We start from the raw sequence: 17335 nt of genomic DNA on the forward strand, positions 1-17335 counted from the left end.
ATGCTTGTGATTGCCGGTCTGGGTAACCCGGGAAAAACCTACGAGAACACGAGACATAATGTCGGCTTTATGGCCATTGACGAGCTTTCTAAAGAATGGAATATTGAATTGAATAAAACGAAATTCAACGGACTTTACGGAATGGGGTTTGTTTCCGGAAAAAAAGTTCTACTTGTTAAACCGCTTACATATATGAATTTATCAGGGGAATGTTTGCGGCCGCTACTGGATTATTATGATGCCGATCATGAAGATCTGAAAGTCATATACGATGACCTTGATCTTCCGACGGGGAAAATCAGGCTCCGGACGAAGGGGAGCGCAGGCGGACATAACGGAATTAAATCGCTTATACAGCACCTCGGAACCCCTGAATTTGACCGGGTCAGAATCGGAATCGGCCGCCCCGTCAACGGAATGAAAGTCGTTGACTATGTACTGGGAGCTTTTACGAAGGAAGAAGCGCCGCATATCAATGATGCCGTCTCAAAAACCGTAAAAGCCTGCGAAGCTTCCTTAACGAAACCATTTTTAGAAGTCATGAACGAATTTAATGCAAATGTATAAGATAAATAATGGGAGACCATACTAGGGAAAAATGATTTTTTCACATCAGGAGGTCCAACGTATGGCTTTGCATTATTTCTGCCGCCACTGCGGCTTTAAGGTAGGGAGCCTGGAATATTCGACGGTGCCGACACAGTCACTTGGATTTCAGCACTTAACAAATGAGGAAAGAAACGATATGATTTCATATAAAGACAATGGAGATGTCCATGTTCTTACAATTTGTGAAGACTGCCAAGAGGCGCTGGAACGCAATCCGCACTACCATGAACACAACACATTTATTCAATAAGAAGCTTTGGTGTAGATTCTAGACCAAAGCGTTTTTCTGTTCTTGCAGAAAATAGAGAGGAGGGCCCATATGGACAACATTCAAACCTTTATTAAAGAAAGCGATGATTTTAAATCCATTGTCAACGGTTTACATGAGGGGCTGAAGGAACAGCTGCTTGCGGGTCTGTCAGGTTCCGCGCGTTCTGTTTTTACCTCCGCCCTTGCACAGGAAACGAAAAGGCCGATTTTCTTTATCACCCATAATTTATATCAGGCCCAAAAAGTGACGGAAGATCTGACGGCGCTTCTCGGGGATCAATCTGTTTTTTTATACCCCGTGAATGAATTGATTTCTTCAGAAATTGCGGTAGCGAGCCCTGAACTGCGCGCTCAGCGGCTTGATGTCATTAATAGATTAACAAACGGAGAAGCGCCGGTCGTTGTGGCGCCCGTTGCGGCATTGAGAAGAATGCTTCCGCCGAAGGAGCTGTGGAAAAGCAGCCAGCTCGTCATTTCACTCGGAGACGAAATAGAACCGGATCAGCTGTCCGCGCGCCTTGTAGAGGTGGGGTATGAGCGTTCCGATATGGTTTCTGCACCCGGTGAATTCAGTATTCGCGGCGGAATTATCGACATTTATCCGCTGACGTCGGAGCATCCGGTGCGAATTGAACTGTTTGATACGGAGGTCGATTCCATCAGAAGCTTCAATTCTGATGACCAGAGATCAATTGAGACGCTCAAACGTGTGGCGATCGGACCGGCGAAGGAATTGATCATCAGGGCGGAAGAAAAAGCCCGGGCGATGGAAAGGCTCGATAAAGGGCTTGCCGACAGTCTGAAAAAGCTGAAGCAGGACAAACAAAAGGAAATGCTTCATATCAATATCTCACATGATAAAGAACGGTTATCAACGGGACAGACTGATCAGGAACTTGTGAAGTATCTCTCGTACTTTTACGAAAAACCTGCTAGTTTGCTAGATTATACACCGGCAGACACGTTGTTACTGTTAGACGAGGTCAGCCGCATTCATGAAATGGAGGATCAGCTGCAAAAAGAAGAGGCCGAATTTATGACAAGTCTGCTCGAGGAAGGGAAAATTCTGCATGACATTCATTTATCCTTCAGCTTTCAGGAGCTTATGAGCGAAAAGCGGCGCCCGGCTATTTATTATTCATTATTTTTGCGTCATGTCCAGCATACAAGCCCTCAGAATATCGTGAATGTGACAAGCCGGCAGATGCAGAGTTTTCACGGGCAGATGAATGTGCTCGCAGGTGAAATGGAGCGCTTTAAGAAATCAAACTTCACCGTTGTCTTTTTAGGCGCAAATAAGGACAGAACCGACAGATTGGCATCCGTGCTGGCTGATTACGAAATTGAAGCCGCAAAAACGGACAGCTCCAAAGCGCTTGTGCAAGGACAGGTCTATGTCATGGAAGGCGAGCTGCAATCCGGTTTTGAACTGCCGCTGATGAAGCTGGCCGTCATTACGGAGGAAGAGCTGTTCAAAAACCGAATTAAGAAAAAGCCGAGAAAGCAGAAGCTGACAAATGCCGAACGGATCAAAAGCTATTCCGAGCTTCAGGTCGGCGACTATGTCGTCCACGTCAACCACGGGATCGGTAAGTATTTGGGGATCGAAACACTAGAAATCAAAGGCATTCATAAAGATTACCTCAACATTCATTATCAGGGCAGCGATAAGCTGTACGTCCCTGTAGAACAAATCGACCAGGTGCAGAAGTACGTCGGCTCTGAAGGAAAAGAACCGAAGCTTTATAAACTGGGCGGCAGTGAATGGAAACGGGTGAAGAAAAAAGTTGAAAACTCCGTTCAGGATATTGCCGATGATCTGATTAAGCTTTATGCGGAACGGGAAGCAAGCAAGGGCTATGCGTTCTCGCCGGATCATGAAATGCAGCGGCAGTTCGAATCTGCTTTCCCTTATCAGGAAACAGAGGACCAGCTCCGTTCCATTCAGGAGATTAAAAAGGATATGGAAAGAGAGCGCCCGATGGACCGTTTGCTTTGCGGTGATGTGGGTTACGGGAAGACGGAGGTAGCCATCCGAGCGGCCTTTAAAGCGATCGCAGACGGAAAGCAGGTCGCGCTTCTTGTGCCGACGACAATACTCGCGCAGCAGCATTATGAAACCATTATGGAGCGTTTCCAGGACTATCCGATTAACATCGGTCTTCTCAGCCGATTCAGAACGAGAAAAGAATCCAATGAAACGATTAAAGGCCTGAAGAACGGAACGGTAGACATCGTAATCGGAACCCACAGGCTTTTATCTAAAGATGTCGTCTATAAAGATCTCGGCTTGCTCATCATTGATGAAGAGCAGCGCTTCGGCGTAACGCATAAGGAAAAAATCAAACAGATCAAAGCCAATGTCGATGTGCTGACTCTTACAGCGACGCCGATACCGCGTACGCTTCATATGTCCATGCTCGGTGTGCGGGACTTATCTGTTATTGAAACGCCGCCGGAAAACCGTTTCCCTGTTCAGACATATGTCGTGGAATACAACGGCGCGCTTGTGCGGGAAGCCATCGAAAGAGAACTGGCGCGCGGAGGACAGGTATATTTCTTGTACAACCGCGTGGATGACATCGAGCGGAAGGCTGATGAAATTTCCATGCTTGTTCCCGATGCGAAAGTGGCATATGCCCACGGAAAAATGACTGAAAATGAATTGGAAAGCGTCATGCTCAATTTTCTGGAAGGGGAATCAGACGTCCTTGTCAGCACGACTATTATTGAGACAGGCGTAGATATACCAAATGTGAATACCTTGATTGTGTTCGACGGAGACAAAATGGGGCTGTCTCAGCTGTATCAGCTGAGAGGACGGGTCGGGCGTTCCAACCGCGTCGCTTACGCGTATTTTACGTACCGCAGAGACAAAGTGCTCACTGAGGTAGCGGAAAAACGGCTGCAGGCGATTAAAGAATTTACCGAGCTGGGATCAGGCTTTAAAATCGCCATGCGTGACTTGACGATCAGGGGAGCGGGGAACCTTCTCGGCGCCCAGCAGCACGGCTTTATCGACTCAGTCGGTTTTGACCTGTACTCGCAAATGCTCAAGGAAGCGATTGAAGAGCGGAAAGGCGATATTCCGAAAAGCGAACAGTTTGAGACAGAAATCGATATCGAGCTGGACGCGTATATTCCTGAGAACTATATACAAGACGGCAAGCAAAAAATCGACATGTACAAACGCTTCAGGTCGATCGCCACAATTGAGGAGAAAAATGAGCTTCAAGATGAAATCATTGACAGGTTCGGCAGCTACCCTAAAGAAGTTGAATGGCTGTTTACGGTTGCTGAGATGAAGGTATACGGAAAATATGAACGCGTCGAACTCATCAAGCAGGATAAAGACGCGATCAGATTTACCATTTCTGAAGAGGCCAGCGCACAGATTGACGGCCAGAAATTGTTCGAACTCGGCAATAAATACGGCCGGCAGATCGGACTGGGAATGGAAGGGAAAAAGCTGAAAATCTCAGTACAGACGAAAGGCCGCAAAACGGAAGAGTGGCTGGAAACCGTGCTCGGCATGCTGAAAGGCCTTCAGGATGTGAAGAAAGAAACAATCGCGTCTTCATAAAAATTGTTACTCTCTGGTGTATATTACATTTGATGTGACGGATACTAATTTCAAGCGAGTGGCGGAAGCTACATAAAGTAAAGAGCTTTAGTACTTTCCCTTAAATATCATCACATGAAAGAGAGGCACCAGAGAGATGAAAGCTACAGGTATCGTACGTCGTATTGATGATCTAGGACGGGTCGTCATTCCTAAAGAAATTCGGAGAACACTGCGAATCAGGGAAGGAGACCCGCTTGAAATATTCGTTGACCGCGACGGAGAAGTTATATTGAAAAAGTATTCTCCTATCAGTGAGCTTGGCGATTTTGCGAAGGAATATGCAGATGCTTTGTATGACAGTCTCGGCCATTCCGTCTTGATTTGCGACCGTGACGCGTATATTGCCGTTTCAGGCAGTTCGAAAAAAGAATTTCTGAACAAAGCCATCAGCGATTTGCTCGAAAAAACGATGGATCAGCGCAGCTCAGTGGTAGAAAACGACGTGAAGTCCGCGCAGCTTGTTAATGACATTGATGAAGATATGAGCTCCTATACAATAGCTCCGATCGTGGCAAATGGCGATCCTATCGGTGCCGTGGTCATCTTTTCCAAGGAACAGGCACTTGGAGAAGTAGAACATAAAGCGGTAGAAACGGCAGCCAGTTTTTTGGCGAGACAAATGGAGCAGTAGGTCTTATTACCATTATTGAAATAAGAAACGGAGAAAGAGCAGCTCTTATACAAGTGCTGTTCTTTTTCATATTCATATGTGCTCTCTATCGGTTCGGCCGTTAGGATTGTGATATAATAAGCTCGTTTTATAGACGTAATTTTCTAGCGGCTGGAAGGAGCTTTTGGATGAACGATTCAGTTGGCGCCAAGCGGCAATCGGCATGGAAAGGTGCTTTTGTGCTCGTCGTTGCGGGTATCGTGACGAAGATATTAAGCGCCGTGTACAGGGTTCCTTTTCAGAATATTGTCGGTGACGTCGGATTTTACATTTATCAGCAGGTGTATCCGTTTTTAGGGATCGCGGTCATGCTGTCAACATCCGGTTTTCCGGTAATCATCTCAAAATTAATGAACGATTATAGCGATCATAAACAAAAAATAATGAAAATTTCCGCCCTTTATGTCACGGCGGCCGGACTTGTTCTGTTTGCGCTCATGTATGCCGGCGCGGCGCCGTTGGCCGGTTTTATGGGTGACGCCCGCCTTGTGATGCTGATAAGGGTCGCGGCGTTCGCTTTCATACTGTTTCCGTTTACGGCGGTTTTCCGGGGGTATTTCCAAGGCGTGCATGATATGATGCCGTCAGCCTTATCCCAGATTACGGAACAGCTTCTTCGCGTGGCGGTGCTTCTCGGTTTATCCTTCTGGCTTTTGAAAAGCGGCCGTTCATTATACGCGGCTGGTGCGGGGGCGGCTTCGGGATCAATTGCCGGAAGCTTGGCGGCCCTTTGTGTATTGGCTGTTTTCTGGTATAAGCGGGAAGAAACAAAGAAAGACGGCGGACATATCGAAACGGCCGTCATTGTAAAAAAGCTGCTGCTTTATTCAGTCACCATCTGTATCAGCAGTGTACTCATGCTTTTGATTCAGCTTGTAGACGCCTTAAACTTATATTCACTGCTTTCAGACGGGACGGAGAGCCATGCCGCGAAACAGCTGAAAGGCATATATGACCGCGGACAGCCGCTCCTTCAGCTGGGAACCGTGTTTGCCGTCAGTATCGCCGCGTCATTGGTTCCTTCAATTTCAAAAGCGGTGCATGAGAATAACCCGTTTATCATAAAAGAGAAAGCGACATCAGCCGTCAAGCTCTGCCTTGCGGTAGGGATCGGTGCATCAGCCGGGCTTTTTTGCATTTTAGAGCCGGTGAATATCATGCTTTTCCAAAACAGTGAGGGGACGCAGACCTTACAAATATTCAGCTTATCTATCTTTTTTGCCTCGATTGCGCTTACAGCAGCCGCGATTCTGCAAGGAGCGGGACATACCGTTTTCCCCGCCGTATCCGTTTTGGCGGGAGGGGCGCTGAAATGGGTGCTGAATGTTTGGCTGGTCCCCGGCTGGGGTATTACAGGAGCGGCACTGGCGACCGTCTTGGCATTTGCCGCAGTTGCGTGCCTGAATCTCCGGAGAATTTGGTCGAAGGGCTGGCTGACGAATATCGGAGGCGTGATTGCCCGTCTGTGCTGGTGCAGTCTGCTGATGGTCTTCTTTCTGCTCGTATATATGAAGCTTTGGCAGTTATTTGTTCCTGTCAGCAGGGCCGGAGCTGTATGTGAGAGTCTGTCTGCGTCAGTCATCGGAGGGCTATTGTTTATTTATTGTATGATAAGAATGAAGATTTTCACGGACGAAGAGCTGAGCGGCCTTCCTTTCGGCAGTGCTTTAAGCAAATTGAAAAAGAGGAGAGAAAAACATGGCAGGTAACATTACGGTCGTCGGCCTCGGCGCCGGAGACATGGATCAGTTGACAGTGGGCGTACATAAGCTGCTGACTCAGGCGAAGCATTTATATATAAGAACGAAAGACCACCCTTTGATTCCGGAATTAGAGCAAGAGACGGAAGCGGACATCCGGTATTTTGATGATATTTATGAAAAACATGATCAGTTTGAAGCGGTCTATGAAGAGATCGCGGACATTCTGTTTGAAAAAGCGAAGCAAGAGGATGTCGTCTACGCTGTGCCCGGGCATCCGTTTGTCGCTGAGAAAACCGTTCAGCTGTTATTTGAACGCCGGGAAGAACAACAGGTAGCTGTTCATACTGCCGGAGGGCAAAGCTTTTTGGATGCCACTTTTAATGCATTGCGAATTGATCCGATTGAAGGGTTTCAATTTACGGATGCGCAAACAATGACGCCGGATGAGCTCGAACTCCGCCATCACTTGATCATTTGCCAGGTTTATGACCAGATGACGGCCTCTGAGGTAAAACTGACACTCATGGAGAAATTGCCTGACGACTATGAAGTGGTCATCGTCACGGCAGCCGGAAGCAAGGGAGAAAAGATGACCAAGGTGCCTTTGTTTGAGCTTGACCGCAATGTAGAAATAAATAACTTAACAAGCGTGTATGTTCCGCCGATTAAAAAAGAAGAACTCCTTTACCAGGAATTTTCTGCATTCCGAAGTATTATTCGCGAGCTTCGCGGGCCGAACGGCTGTCCGTGGGATCAAAAGCAGACACACCAGTCATTAAAGAAATATATGATTGAGGAATGCTACGAACTGCTTGAGGCCATTGACGAAGAGGACACGGATCACATGATAGAAGAACTCGGGGACGTCATGCTTCAGGTTATGCTGCACGCCCAGATCGGAGAAGACGAGGGGTATTTCTCAATTGATGATGTCATCAGAGACATCAGTGCGAAGATGGTCAGACGGCACCCGCATGTGTTTAAGGATGTTAAGGTTCAGGATGAACATGATGTCGTCGCCAACTGGGAAGAAATCAAAAAGGCGGAAAAGCAAACAACATCCACTTCATTGCTGGATGCCGTGCCGAAAACACTGCCTTCTCTTGCAAAAGCGGCCAAGCTTCAGAAAAAAGCCGCAAAAATCGGCTTTGACTGGGATGACGTTCAGGATATATGGGATAAAGTAAATGAAGAGCTGAAGGAATTTTCTGCAGAGGCTTCCGCCGAATCAGCAGATGAAATCAGCTTAAAAGCTGAATTCGGCGATGTTTTATTTGCATTGGTCAATATCGGCCGATACTATAAAATTGAGCCTGAGGAAGCGCTCGCCATGACAAATGACAAATTTCGCAGACGCTTTGCTTATATTGAGAAAGAAGCGGCAGCAAAGGGCCTTGAATTGACCGCAATGTCACTTGAGGAAATGGACAAATTGTGGGATGAAGCAAAAGAAATGGAGAGGAGATTCTGATATGAGACTTGATAAGTTTTTAAAAGTATCCAGATTAATTAAACGCCGCACATTGGCGAAAGAGGTCGCCGATCAAGGGAGAATCACAGTTAACGGGAATCAGGCGAAAGCCAGCTCAGACGTAAAAGCCGGTGATGAACTGACGGTCCGTTTCGGCCAGAAGCTTGTCACCGTGAAGGTAAACGAATTGAAAGAAACAACGAAAAAAGAAGAAGCCGCGGGCATGTATACAATCGTCAAGGAAGAAAAACTCGGCGAATAGGCTTGTTCTAAACAAGGCTCCCGCCTCATACAATGCAGTAATAATGCTAAAAGTATCGAGGATATGGGGGCTGAATAGATGAATTCATATTATGAGCAAAAAGGTTCTTCTTCTGTTCCGGAACAGCATGATGTAACGATGAAAGGGAGAAAGCATTTAGATATTTCGGGCGTCAAGCATGTAGAAAGTTTTGACAACGAAGAGTTTTTGCTGGAAACGGTTATGGGAATGCTTTCCGTCAGAGGCGAGAACCTGCAGATGAAAAATCTTGATGTGGAAAAAGGGATTGTATCTATAAAAGGCAGGGTGTTTGACCTTGTATATTTAGACGAGCAGCAAGGGGATAAAGCTAAAGGGTTTTTTAGCAAGTTGTTTAAATGACGCTGACCACCCAATTTTATACGATGCTGGCAATGACCGGTATGGGCGCCTGGCTCGGAGCGTCGCTTGATACATACAGGCTGTTTGTCAGCCGCGCCAAAACGGCCAGATGGCTGTTATTCATTCATGACATTCTCTTTTGGATTGTACAAGGTCTGCTGTTTTTCTATGTGCTGCTCAACGTGAATGAAGGAGAACTCAGGGTATACATTTTCTTGGCTGTCTTACTGGGTATTGCGACGTACCAAAGCCTGTTTAAACGAATGTATATAAAAATACTGAAATTTGCCATTCATCTTGCGGTGTCTCTTTACCAATTCGCAAAAAAGCTCATTCAGCACGTGCTGTTCCGTCCGGTGCTTCTGCTCTTTAAGCTGCTCATCGGGCTGATCACGGTTATTTCTTTATACTCCTATCGGGTGAGTGCCTTTTTTGCGAAGTGTCTTTTTAAGATCGTAACGTTTTTGCTGTATCCGCTGTTTTTCCTGTTGAAACAATTATTGAAACTTCTTCCTGAAAAGTGGCGTCTTACTTTCAAACGATATTTTCAAAAAAGTGCAGGATTTTTACAAAAGAGCAAGAAACTAATCATAACAATCAGATCGACCATGATACGTATTTTGAAAAGGTGAAAGGAGGACCGTCTGGTTTGAATCTATCTAGAGAACGTACAATAACTGAAATCCAAAACGACTATAAAGAGCAGGTTGAACGGCAATCCCAGCTTATGAAAAGAAGGCGGAAAGGGCTTTTCAGACGGTTGATCGTATTCGGCGCCCTTGTGTTGTTGACGGCTATTGTCTTAGCGGGTTCTCTGTGGTCACAGACCTCTTCCCTTAGCGCAAACGAAGAAAAGAAAGCTCAGCTGGAAAAACAAGTGAAAGAATTGAACGCGAAACAGGCTGATTTAAAAGATGAAATTTCCAAATTAAAGGATGAGGATTACGTCACAGAGCTTGCCAGAAGAGACTTGTTTATGTCAGGAAATGGTGAGATTCTCTTCAATGTAGAAAAGAAGAGCAAGTAGCCTTGTTGACACTTAAATTTTTATTTAGGTATAATTAAACAAACGATCTTTTTATAAGCCTAAGGAGGAGCACTTTTTTTATGTCGATTGAAGTTGGCAGCAAGTTGCAAGGGAAAATAACAGGTATTACAAATTTCGGAGCATTTGTTGAATTGCCTGGAGGCTCAACCGGTCTCGTTCATATCAGTGAGGTAGCCGATAATTATGTTAAAGACATTAACGAGCATTTAAAAGTCGGCGATCAAGTTGAAGTGAAAGTCATCAACGTTGAAAAAGACGGGAAAATTGGTTTATCAATTAAAAAAGCTAAAGACCGTCCGCAAGCCAGACCTAGAAATGATTTCCGTCCGAAAGAATCTTTTGAACAGAAAATGAACAAGTTTCTTAAAGATAGCGAAGACCGCTTATCATCTTTAAAACGAAACACGGAATCAAAACGTGGAGGGCGCGGAGCAAGAAGAGGATAACTTGCTGCTTTCTATAAATACATGGAGCATCCGTCTATCCCAGCGGGTGCTTTTTTTGTATGCACCATTATAGTCAGAAAATTAAAACTTCAAAGTTTCTGTTGACGGAATGAAGAAACCTTTGTATTATATAACTTGTGCTTATAAGCACCTTATATGGCGGTGTAGCTCAGCTGGCTAGAGCGTACGGTTCATACCCGTGAGGTCGGGGGTTCGATCCCCTCCGCCGCTACCATATATATCTGGCCCGTTGGTCAAGCGGTTAAGACACCGCCCTTTCACGGCGGTAACACGGGTTCGAATCCCGTACGGGTCATCAAGCGAATCGGCTTCTGTTGCAGAAGCCGATTTTTTCATATTTAGACAACTTTTTGAGAAATGTCGGAGGAAATACGAAAGGAAAGGGGAACAAGGGAGAAAGCGTCGAAGAGTTCTTTGGTATTGTTACCTTCTTTTGACAAAATCCTATCTGGGCTTTCATTTATAATGACAAGCAACGAATAAAACAGGTGGGGGATGAGAGCAATGGAAAAAGCGGAAAGAAGAGTGAACGGGCCGATGGCGGGACAAGCTCTGGAAAAACTGCAATCGTTTTTTGAAAAGGCGGCAAAGCTTACAGTCCATCAAGCGCATTCACTTTTTTTCTATAAGGGTTTCATTTATGTCGTGATCGGTTTTTTACTTGGACGGGCTTTCATATTATCTGAGGTTCTTCCGTTTGCGCTGCCGTTTTTCGGAGCGATGCTTTTGATTAGAAGAGATAAAGCCTTCTATGCTTGTCTGTCTTTACTTGCGGGCGCTTTAACCATTTCGCCGAAACACTCTTTATTGATTCTCACAGCTTTGGCCGTCTTCACTCTATTTTCAAAAATCGGTACATATATCGTGCAGGACCGGGTGAAGATGCTGCCGATCGTGGTGTTTTTCTCTATGGCTGCCGCGAGAATCGGATTTGTTTATTTTGAAAGCGGCGCTTTTACCACCTATGATTATGTGATGGCTGTGGTCGAGGCGGGCCTGGCCTTTATTTTGACGCTGATCTTTTTGCAAAGCCTGCCGATTTTCACGATCAAAAAAGTGAAGCAATCGTTAAAAATAGAAGAAATCATCTGTTTTATGATCTTGATCGCATCCGTTTTAACCGGGCTTGCCGGTGTTTCATTTCAGGGAATGCAGGCTGAACATATCCTGGCCCGCTATGTCGTGCTGAGTTTTTCCTTTGTCGGCGGGGCAAGCATCGGCTGTACGGTCGGTGTGGTGACCGGACTGATCCTCGGGCTTGCGAATATCGGGAACCTCTATCAAATGAGTCTGCTTGCGTTTTCCGGGCTTCTTGGCGGGCTGCTGAAAGAAGGAAAGAAAGCCGGAGCCGCAGTCGGGTTAGTGATCGGCTCACTGCTGATTTCATTATATGGAGAAGGGTCTGCCGGATTAATGACCACTCTTTATGAATCTTTGATTGCCGTTGTTTTGTTTTTGATTACGCCCCAATCGATTACGAAAAAGGTGGCGCGATACATACCGGGCACTGCTGAGCACAGTCAGGAACAGCAGCAGTACGCGAGGAAAATCAGAGATGTCACCGCCCAGAAAGTAGACCAGTTCTCCAATGTGTTTCATGCCTTGTCGGAGAGCTTCGCCACCTTTCATCAGACGTCTTCCGATGAGCAGGCGGAAGAAGGGGAAGTGGATCTCTTTTTAAGCAAAATCACCGAGCATTCGTGCCAATCCTGCTATAAGAAAAGCAAATGCTGGGTTCAAAACTTTGATAAAACATATGACTTAATGAAACAAGTTATGCATGAAACAGAAGAAAAACAGTATGCCTCAAACCGCAGATTAAAAAAGGAGTTTCAACAGCACTGTTCCAAATCCAGACAGGTGGAAGAGCTGATTGAGGACGAACTTGCCCACCATCACGCCCATCTGACACTGAAGAGAAAAGTTCAGGACAGCAGAAGGCTTGTTGCCGAGCAGCTGTTGGGGGTTTCTGAGGTCATGGCGGACTTTTCTCGGGAAATAAAACGGGAGAGGGAGCAGCATTTTATTCAGGAAGAACAAATGATAGAGGCGCTTCAGCATTTTGGAATCGAGATTCAGCATGTCGAGATATACAGCTTGGAGCAGGGCAATATTGATATCGAAATGACAATCCCGTTCAGCGGAGGACACGGCGAGAGTGAGAAAATTATCGCCCCGATGCTGTCTGACATTCTTGAGGAGCAGATACTTGTCAAAAGCGAACAGCACTCGACTCATCCGAATGGCTACAGCCATGTCGCGTTCGGTTCGACCAAGTCGTACCGGGTATCGACAGGCGCGGCTCATGCGGCAAAAGGCGGCGGCCTTGTCTCCGGCGACAGCTACAGCATGATGGAACTGGGGGCGAGAAAGTATGCGGCCGCGATCAGTGACGGCATGGGCAATGGGGCGAGGGCCCATTATGAGAGCAATGAAACGATTAAGCTGCTCGAAAAAATTCTCGAATCAGGTATTGATGAAAAAATAGCGATAAAAACGATCAACAGTATTCTGTCTTTACGGACGACAGACGAAATCTACTCAACTCTCGATCTTTCTATCATTGATCTTCAGGATGCAAGCTGCAAATTCTTGAAGGTCGGTTCAACGCCGAGTTTTATCAAGCGGGGAGATCAAGTCATGAAAGTGCAGGCCAGCAATCTGCCGATCGGCATCATCAATGAATTTGATGTGGAGGTTGTAAGTGAACAGTTAAAAGCGGGAGATCTGCTCGTCATGATGAGTGACGGTATTTTTGAAGGGCCGAAGCACGTTGAAAACCACGACCTGTGGATGAAACGGAAAATGAAAGGGCTGAAAACCGAAGACCCGCAGGAAATCGCTGATATATTAATGGAAGAGGTCATCAGAACGCGTTCCGGCCAAATCGAAGACGATATGACAGTGGTTGTTGTCCGGATTGATCACAACACGCCGAAATGGGCTTCCATACCGGTACCGGCGGTTTTCCAAAATAAAAAGGAGATTTCTTAATCCATTCGTATAAATCACTTTCCTTCTGGCGAAGATGGGACTAATCGTATCACCGGGAGGAATGTATGTGAATAAGGGACATTTAAATCAAGTTCTGCTGATTACAGATGGCTGCTCCAATCATGGTGAAGACCCGATCGCAATGGCGGCTTTCGCCAAGGAGCAGGGGATTACGGTGAATGTTATAGGAATTATGGAAGAAAACGCGATTGACCAAGAAGCAATGAAGGAAGTTGAAGGCATCGCCATGGCCGGAGGCGGCGTCCATCAAGTTGTGTATGCGTCACAATTGTCTCAGACGGTTCAAATGGTGACGAAAAAAGCAATGACCCAGACGCTGCAAGGTGTCGTCAATCAAGAGCTTAAACAAATCTTAGGGAAAAACGTTGAAATGGAAGAGCTTTCTCCTGAAAAACGCGGCGAAGTGATGGAAGTGGTTGATGAACTCGGCGAAACGGTTCATCTGCAAGTGCTTGTGCTGGTTGATACGAGTGCGAGTATGGCGCCGAAACTGCCGACGGTGAAAGAAGCGCTGATCGATCTTTCCATCAGTTTAAATTCCCGGGCCGGGCAAAATGAATTTGCAATGTGTATATTTCCCGGGAAAAGCCAGGAAGTTGAGCTTGTGCTGAATTGGACGCCGAAGCTTGAATCCCTTTCTGCACTCTTTGCGAAGCTGTCGACCGGCGGTATCACCCCTACGGGCCCCGCTATCCGGGAAGCGACGCAGCAGTTTGAGAGAATCCGCTCAAGAAGGAGCATGTTGGCAGATGATGAACGACGCTTTAACGAGTTTGGCATGTAGTCTGGCACCGGGGACGGCAATTCAGGGCAAATGGAACGGCAAATCCTACAGATTGCTCAAACAGCTTGGAAAAGGGGCTAACGGTATTGTATATCTGGCAGAAGCATCAGGCGGACAGGTCGCTTTGAAAATAAGCAGCGACAGCATGTCTGTTACCTCTGAAGTGAATGTCTTAAAATCCTTTTCAAAGGCCCGGTCGCAAACGATGGGGCCTTCTTTTTTTGATGCGGACGACGCGTTTATTCCGCAGCTGAATAAAAATGTCTCTTTTTACGTGATGGAGTACATAGAAGGGCCGCTTCTTCCGCAATATATCAGCAGTAAGGGAGCGGAGTGGATTCCGGTGCTGATGGTGCAGCTTCTTTCCAGCCTGTCAGTCCTTCATCAGCAAGGGTGGGTTTTTGGCGACCTCAAACCGGACAATCTCATTGTAACCGGACCACCGGCTGCCATTCGCTGCATTGATGTAGGGGGAACGACAAAACAGGGCCGCGCGATTAAAGAGTATACGGAGTTTTACGACAGGGGCTATTGGGGGTATGGAACAAGAAAAGCAGAACCATCCTATGACCTGTTTGCTGTCGCAATGATCATGATCCACTGTGCCCAGAAGAAAGAGTGCAAAAAGTCAGGACAGCCGAAAGAACAGCTTCGTTCTATCATTGAAGGCCACCCGTTTCTGAATAAGTATAAGAAGGTTCTGTTTTCTGCTTTAAACGGCCAATATCCGTCTGCGGAAGCCATGAAGCATGACATCCTGACTGCGGGGCAGAGCGCCGGGAGCAAAAGGAAAGCCGCCGCCAAGCCTAAGCCGCCGCAATCAAAACCGCGGCAGGGCACTGTATCTCAAACGCGGTATAAACCTAAACAAAAACCCGCAAAGCACAATGGTTTATTTGAAACAACACTTATTTTAATCAGCGTTCTCGCCCTTTATTTCGCTTACATCGTCTTTTTTCTCATCTAGTGCCGGCCGGACGCCTGCGCTCATGCTTCTTCTTTGCTTGGAGGGAATGAAAGTGATAGGATATGTATATCTTTAAAAAACCTGCTCATTGTGAGGGGGACATTGTGAAAAGCGTGGAAGATTTTTTCAAAACATATCATCTTCAGGCGGAGGGAGAAACGATTATTGCCGGGGTCTCCGGAGGCCCTGATTCAATGGCGCTTCTCAGTATGCTGAATAAGCACTTCGGGCATTCCTCCGTTATCATAGCGGCGCATGTCGACCATCAGTTCAGGGGTCCTGAATCTGAAGAAGATATGAAGTTTGTGCAGTCATATTGCGAAGCGGAACACATCCTCTGCGAAACGGTACAGATTGATGTTTCTGCATACGCAAAGAAGAATAAGCTGAACAAGCAGGCTGCCGCGCGTGATTGCAGATATCAGTTTTTCGAAGATCTGATGACAAAACACCAAGCGAAGTTTTTGGCGCTGGCTCATCACGGCGATGACCAGGTTGAGACAATGCTCATGAGGCTTGCGAAAGGTACGCTCGGGGCAGGGCTTGCGGGAATGCAGCCCGTCCGCGAATTTGCATCCGGCTGGCTGATCAGGCCTTTCCTCTATGCGGCAAAGGATGAAATCCTTGAATACTGCCGTCAAGAAGGGCTCAGCTACAGAACGGATGAGAGCAATGCAAAAGACGATTATACAAGAAACAGATTCAGAAAGACCGTGCTTCCTTTTTTAAAACATGAATCACCTGACGTTCATAAAATGTTTCAAAAGGTGAGTGAAGCACTGACAGAAGACGAACAATACCTGCAGTCATTAACGAAAGAACGAATGAATAAGGTTATTACAAGCAAGTCAGACACATCGGTTGAAGTCAATTCCTCTCAATTGCTTGCCCTTCCGATACCTTTACAAAGAAGAGGAGTTCAACTAATATTAAACTATCTTTATGAAAACGTTCCATCGTCGTTTTCCGCCCGCCACATACAGCAGTTTCTCGAATGGGCGGAAAATGGAAGCGCCTCGGGAGTGCTTGATTTTCCGAAAGAGCTGAAGGTGGTCAAATCATATCAGACATGTTTGTTTACATTTGAACAATGGCAATGTGAAAAAGTTCCCTTTGAGCTGCAGCTGCAAGGAGCGAAAGGCGAGACTGCTGTTCTCCCCAACGGCTTTATGATAGAGGTGGCCGATCAGGCTGATCCTCATATCAAAAATGGGAATGCTGTTTTTATGACAAGCAGAAACAAGGTGCAATTTCCTTTAACAATCCGGACGAGAAAAATCGGCGACCGGATCAAACTTAAAGGGATGAATGGCTCGAAAAAGGTGAAAGATATATTTATTGATCATAAACTGCCTCTGCGGGATCGGGACGAATGGCCGATTGTAACGGATGCGAGCGGTGAAATTATCTGGCTGCCTGGCTTGAAAAAATCCATCTTTGACGATCTTGTGATTTCAAACAGTGACCGCATTGTATTACAATATAGACAGCATGAAAAGTGTAGGGGGCAAGCATTAACATGAAACAGGATATCGAAAAAGTGCTGATCTCAGAAGATGAGATCCAGCAGAAAGTAAAACAGCTTGGAGAACAATTAACAAGCGAGTACAGCGACACGTTTCCGTTGGCAATCGGTGTGTTAAAGGGAGCGCTTCCTTTTATGGCTGATCTTATAAAGCATATTGATACATATTTGGAAATGGACTTCATGGATGTATCAAGCTACGGAAATTCCACGGTTTCTTCCGGAGAAGTCAAAATCATCAAAGATTTGGATACATCTGTAGAAGGCCGGGACATCTTAATCATTGAAGATATTATCGACAGTGGGTTAACCTTGAGCTATCTCGTAGAACTCTTCCGATATCGTAAAGCGAAATCAATTAAGATTGTTACCCTGTTGGATAAACCAAGCGGAAGAAAAGCGGACATTAAAGCAGACTTCGTAGGCTTTGAAGTTCCTGACGCGTTTGTTGTGGGTTACGGACTTGATTATGCCGAACGCTATCGCAATCTGCCTTACATCGGAGTATTAAAACCGGCGATTTATGAAAGCTGATCGG

At 46.1% G+C, this 17335-nt stretch carries 16 protein-coding genes and 2 tRNA genes; all 18 read left to right on the plus strand.

Features of this window, described 5'->3' with window-relative positions; all coding sequences use genetic code 11:
- The 18 genes from pth (at position 1) to hpt (ending at position 17331) form a co-directional block, all read left to right on the plus strand.
- Entirely contained in the window at positions 1-567 is a 567-nt protein-coding gene (pth, locus tag NQS30_RS20625) for an aminoacyl-tRNA hydrolase (RefSeq protein WP_004264652.1), read from the plus strand.
- 61 nt (positions 568-628) lie between these two features.
- Positions 629-859 carry an anti-sigma-F factor Fin gene (gene fin, locus NQS30_RS20630; RefSeq protein ID WP_004264650.1) on the plus strand — a complete coding sequence of 77 codons (231 nt, stop codon included), beginning with the start codon at positions 629-631 and terminating at the stop codon, positions 857-859.
- 69 nt (positions 860-928) lie between these two features.
- Positions 929-4462, plus strand: a complete 3534-nt coding sequence (mfd, locus tag NQS30_RS20635) for a transcription-repair coupling factor (RefSeq protein ID WP_218791442.1) — start codon at positions 929-931, stop codon at positions 4460-4462.
- Between the two features lie 136 nt (positions 4463-4598).
- Positions 4599-5135 (plus strand): stage V sporulation protein T, encoded by a 537-nt coding sequence (gene spoVT / locus NQS30_RS20640; RefSeq protein WP_004264646.1) that lies wholly within the window; start codon positions 4599-4601, stop codon positions 5133-5135.
- 167 nt (positions 5136-5302) lie between these two features.
- A complete protein-coding gene (locus NQS30_RS20645; protein ID WP_069007111.1) occupies positions 5303-6883 on the plus strand; it encodes a putative polysaccharide biosynthesis protein in 1581 nt (526 codons plus the stop codon).
- Complete coding sequence (gene yabN / locus NQS30_RS20650; RefSeq protein WP_043020643.1) at positions 6873-8348, plus strand: bifunctional methyltransferase/pyrophosphohydrolase YabN; 1476 nt, start codon at positions 6873-6875, stop codon at positions 8346-8348. The genes NQS30_RS20645 and yabN overlap by 11 nt, the downstream gene beginning before the upstream one ends.
- A 1-nt stretch (position 8349) precedes the next feature.
- Entirely contained in the window at positions 8350-8610 is a 261-nt protein-coding gene (locus NQS30_RS20655; protein ID WP_007409934.1) for an RNA-binding S4 domain-containing protein, read from the plus strand.
- A 78-nt stretch (positions 8611-8688) separates the two neighbouring features.
- Positions 8689-8991 (plus strand): sporulation protein YabP, encoded by a 303-nt coding sequence (gene yabP, locus NQS30_RS20660; RefSeq protein ID WP_004264638.1) that lies wholly within the window; start codon positions 8689-8691, stop codon positions 8989-8991.
- Positions 8988-9623 (plus strand): spore cortex biosynthesis protein YabQ, encoded by a 636-nt coding sequence (gene yabQ, locus NQS30_RS20665; RefSeq protein ID WP_007409935.1) that lies wholly within the window; start codon positions 8988-8990, stop codon positions 9621-9623. Before yabP ends, yabQ begins: the two co-directional genes overlap by 4 nt.
- A gap of 17 nt (positions 9624-9640) precedes the next feature.
- Complete coding sequence (divIC, locus tag NQS30_RS20670) at positions 9641-10018, plus strand: cell division protein DivIC (RefSeq protein WP_004264632.1); 378 nt, start codon at positions 9641-9643, stop codon at positions 10016-10018.
- Positions 10019-10098: 80 nt separating this feature from the next.
- Positions 10099-10485, plus strand: coding sequence for a S1 domain-containing RNA-binding protein (locus tag NQS30_RS20675; RefSeq protein ID WP_004264630.1), 387 nt, complete (start codon positions 10099-10101; stop codon positions 10483-10485).
- A gap of 158 nt (positions 10486-10643) precedes the next feature.
- A tRNA-Met gene (locus tag NQS30_RS20680) sits at positions 10644-10720 on the plus strand.
- Positions 10721-10729: 9 nt separating this feature from the next.
- Positions 10730-10801: transfer RNA gene (locus tag NQS30_RS20685), tRNA-Glu, on the plus strand.
- A 209-nt stretch (positions 10802-11010) separates the two neighbouring features.
- Complete coding sequence (gene spoIIE / locus NQS30_RS20690) at positions 11011-13500, plus strand: stage II sporulation protein E (protein ID WP_007409936.1); 2490 nt, start codon at positions 11011-11013, stop codon at positions 13498-13500.
- A gap of 67 nt (positions 13501-13567) precedes the next feature.
- A complete protein-coding gene (locus NQS30_RS20695) occupies positions 13568-14305 on the plus strand; it encodes a vWA domain-containing protein (protein WP_004264624.1) in 738 nt (245 codons plus the stop codon).
- Positions 14271-15272 (plus strand): protein kinase domain-containing protein, encoded by a 1002-nt coding sequence (locus NQS30_RS20700; RefSeq protein WP_059366874.1) that lies wholly within the window; start codon positions 14271-14273, stop codon positions 15270-15272. The genes NQS30_RS20695 and NQS30_RS20700 overlap by 35 nt, the downstream gene beginning before the upstream one ends.
- A gap of 104 nt (positions 15273-15376) precedes the next feature.
- Positions 15377-16795, plus strand: a complete 1419-nt coding sequence (gene tilS, locus NQS30_RS20705; RefSeq protein ID WP_124692619.1) for a tRNA lysidine(34) synthetase TilS — start codon at positions 15377-15379, stop codon at positions 16793-16795.
- Positions 16792-17331 (plus strand): hypoxanthine phosphoribosyltransferase, encoded by a 540-nt coding sequence (hpt, locus tag NQS30_RS20710; RefSeq protein WP_004264611.1) that lies wholly within the window; start codon positions 16792-16794, stop codon positions 17329-17331. Before tilS ends, hpt begins: the two co-directional genes overlap by 4 nt.
- The last annotated feature ends 4 nt before the right edge of the window (positions 17332-17335 follow it).

Source organism: Bacillus sp. B1(2022) (assembly GCF_040259625.1).
Taxonomy (GTDB): domain Bacteria; phylum Bacillota; class Bacilli; order Bacillales; family Bacillaceae; genus Bacillus; species Bacillus velezensis.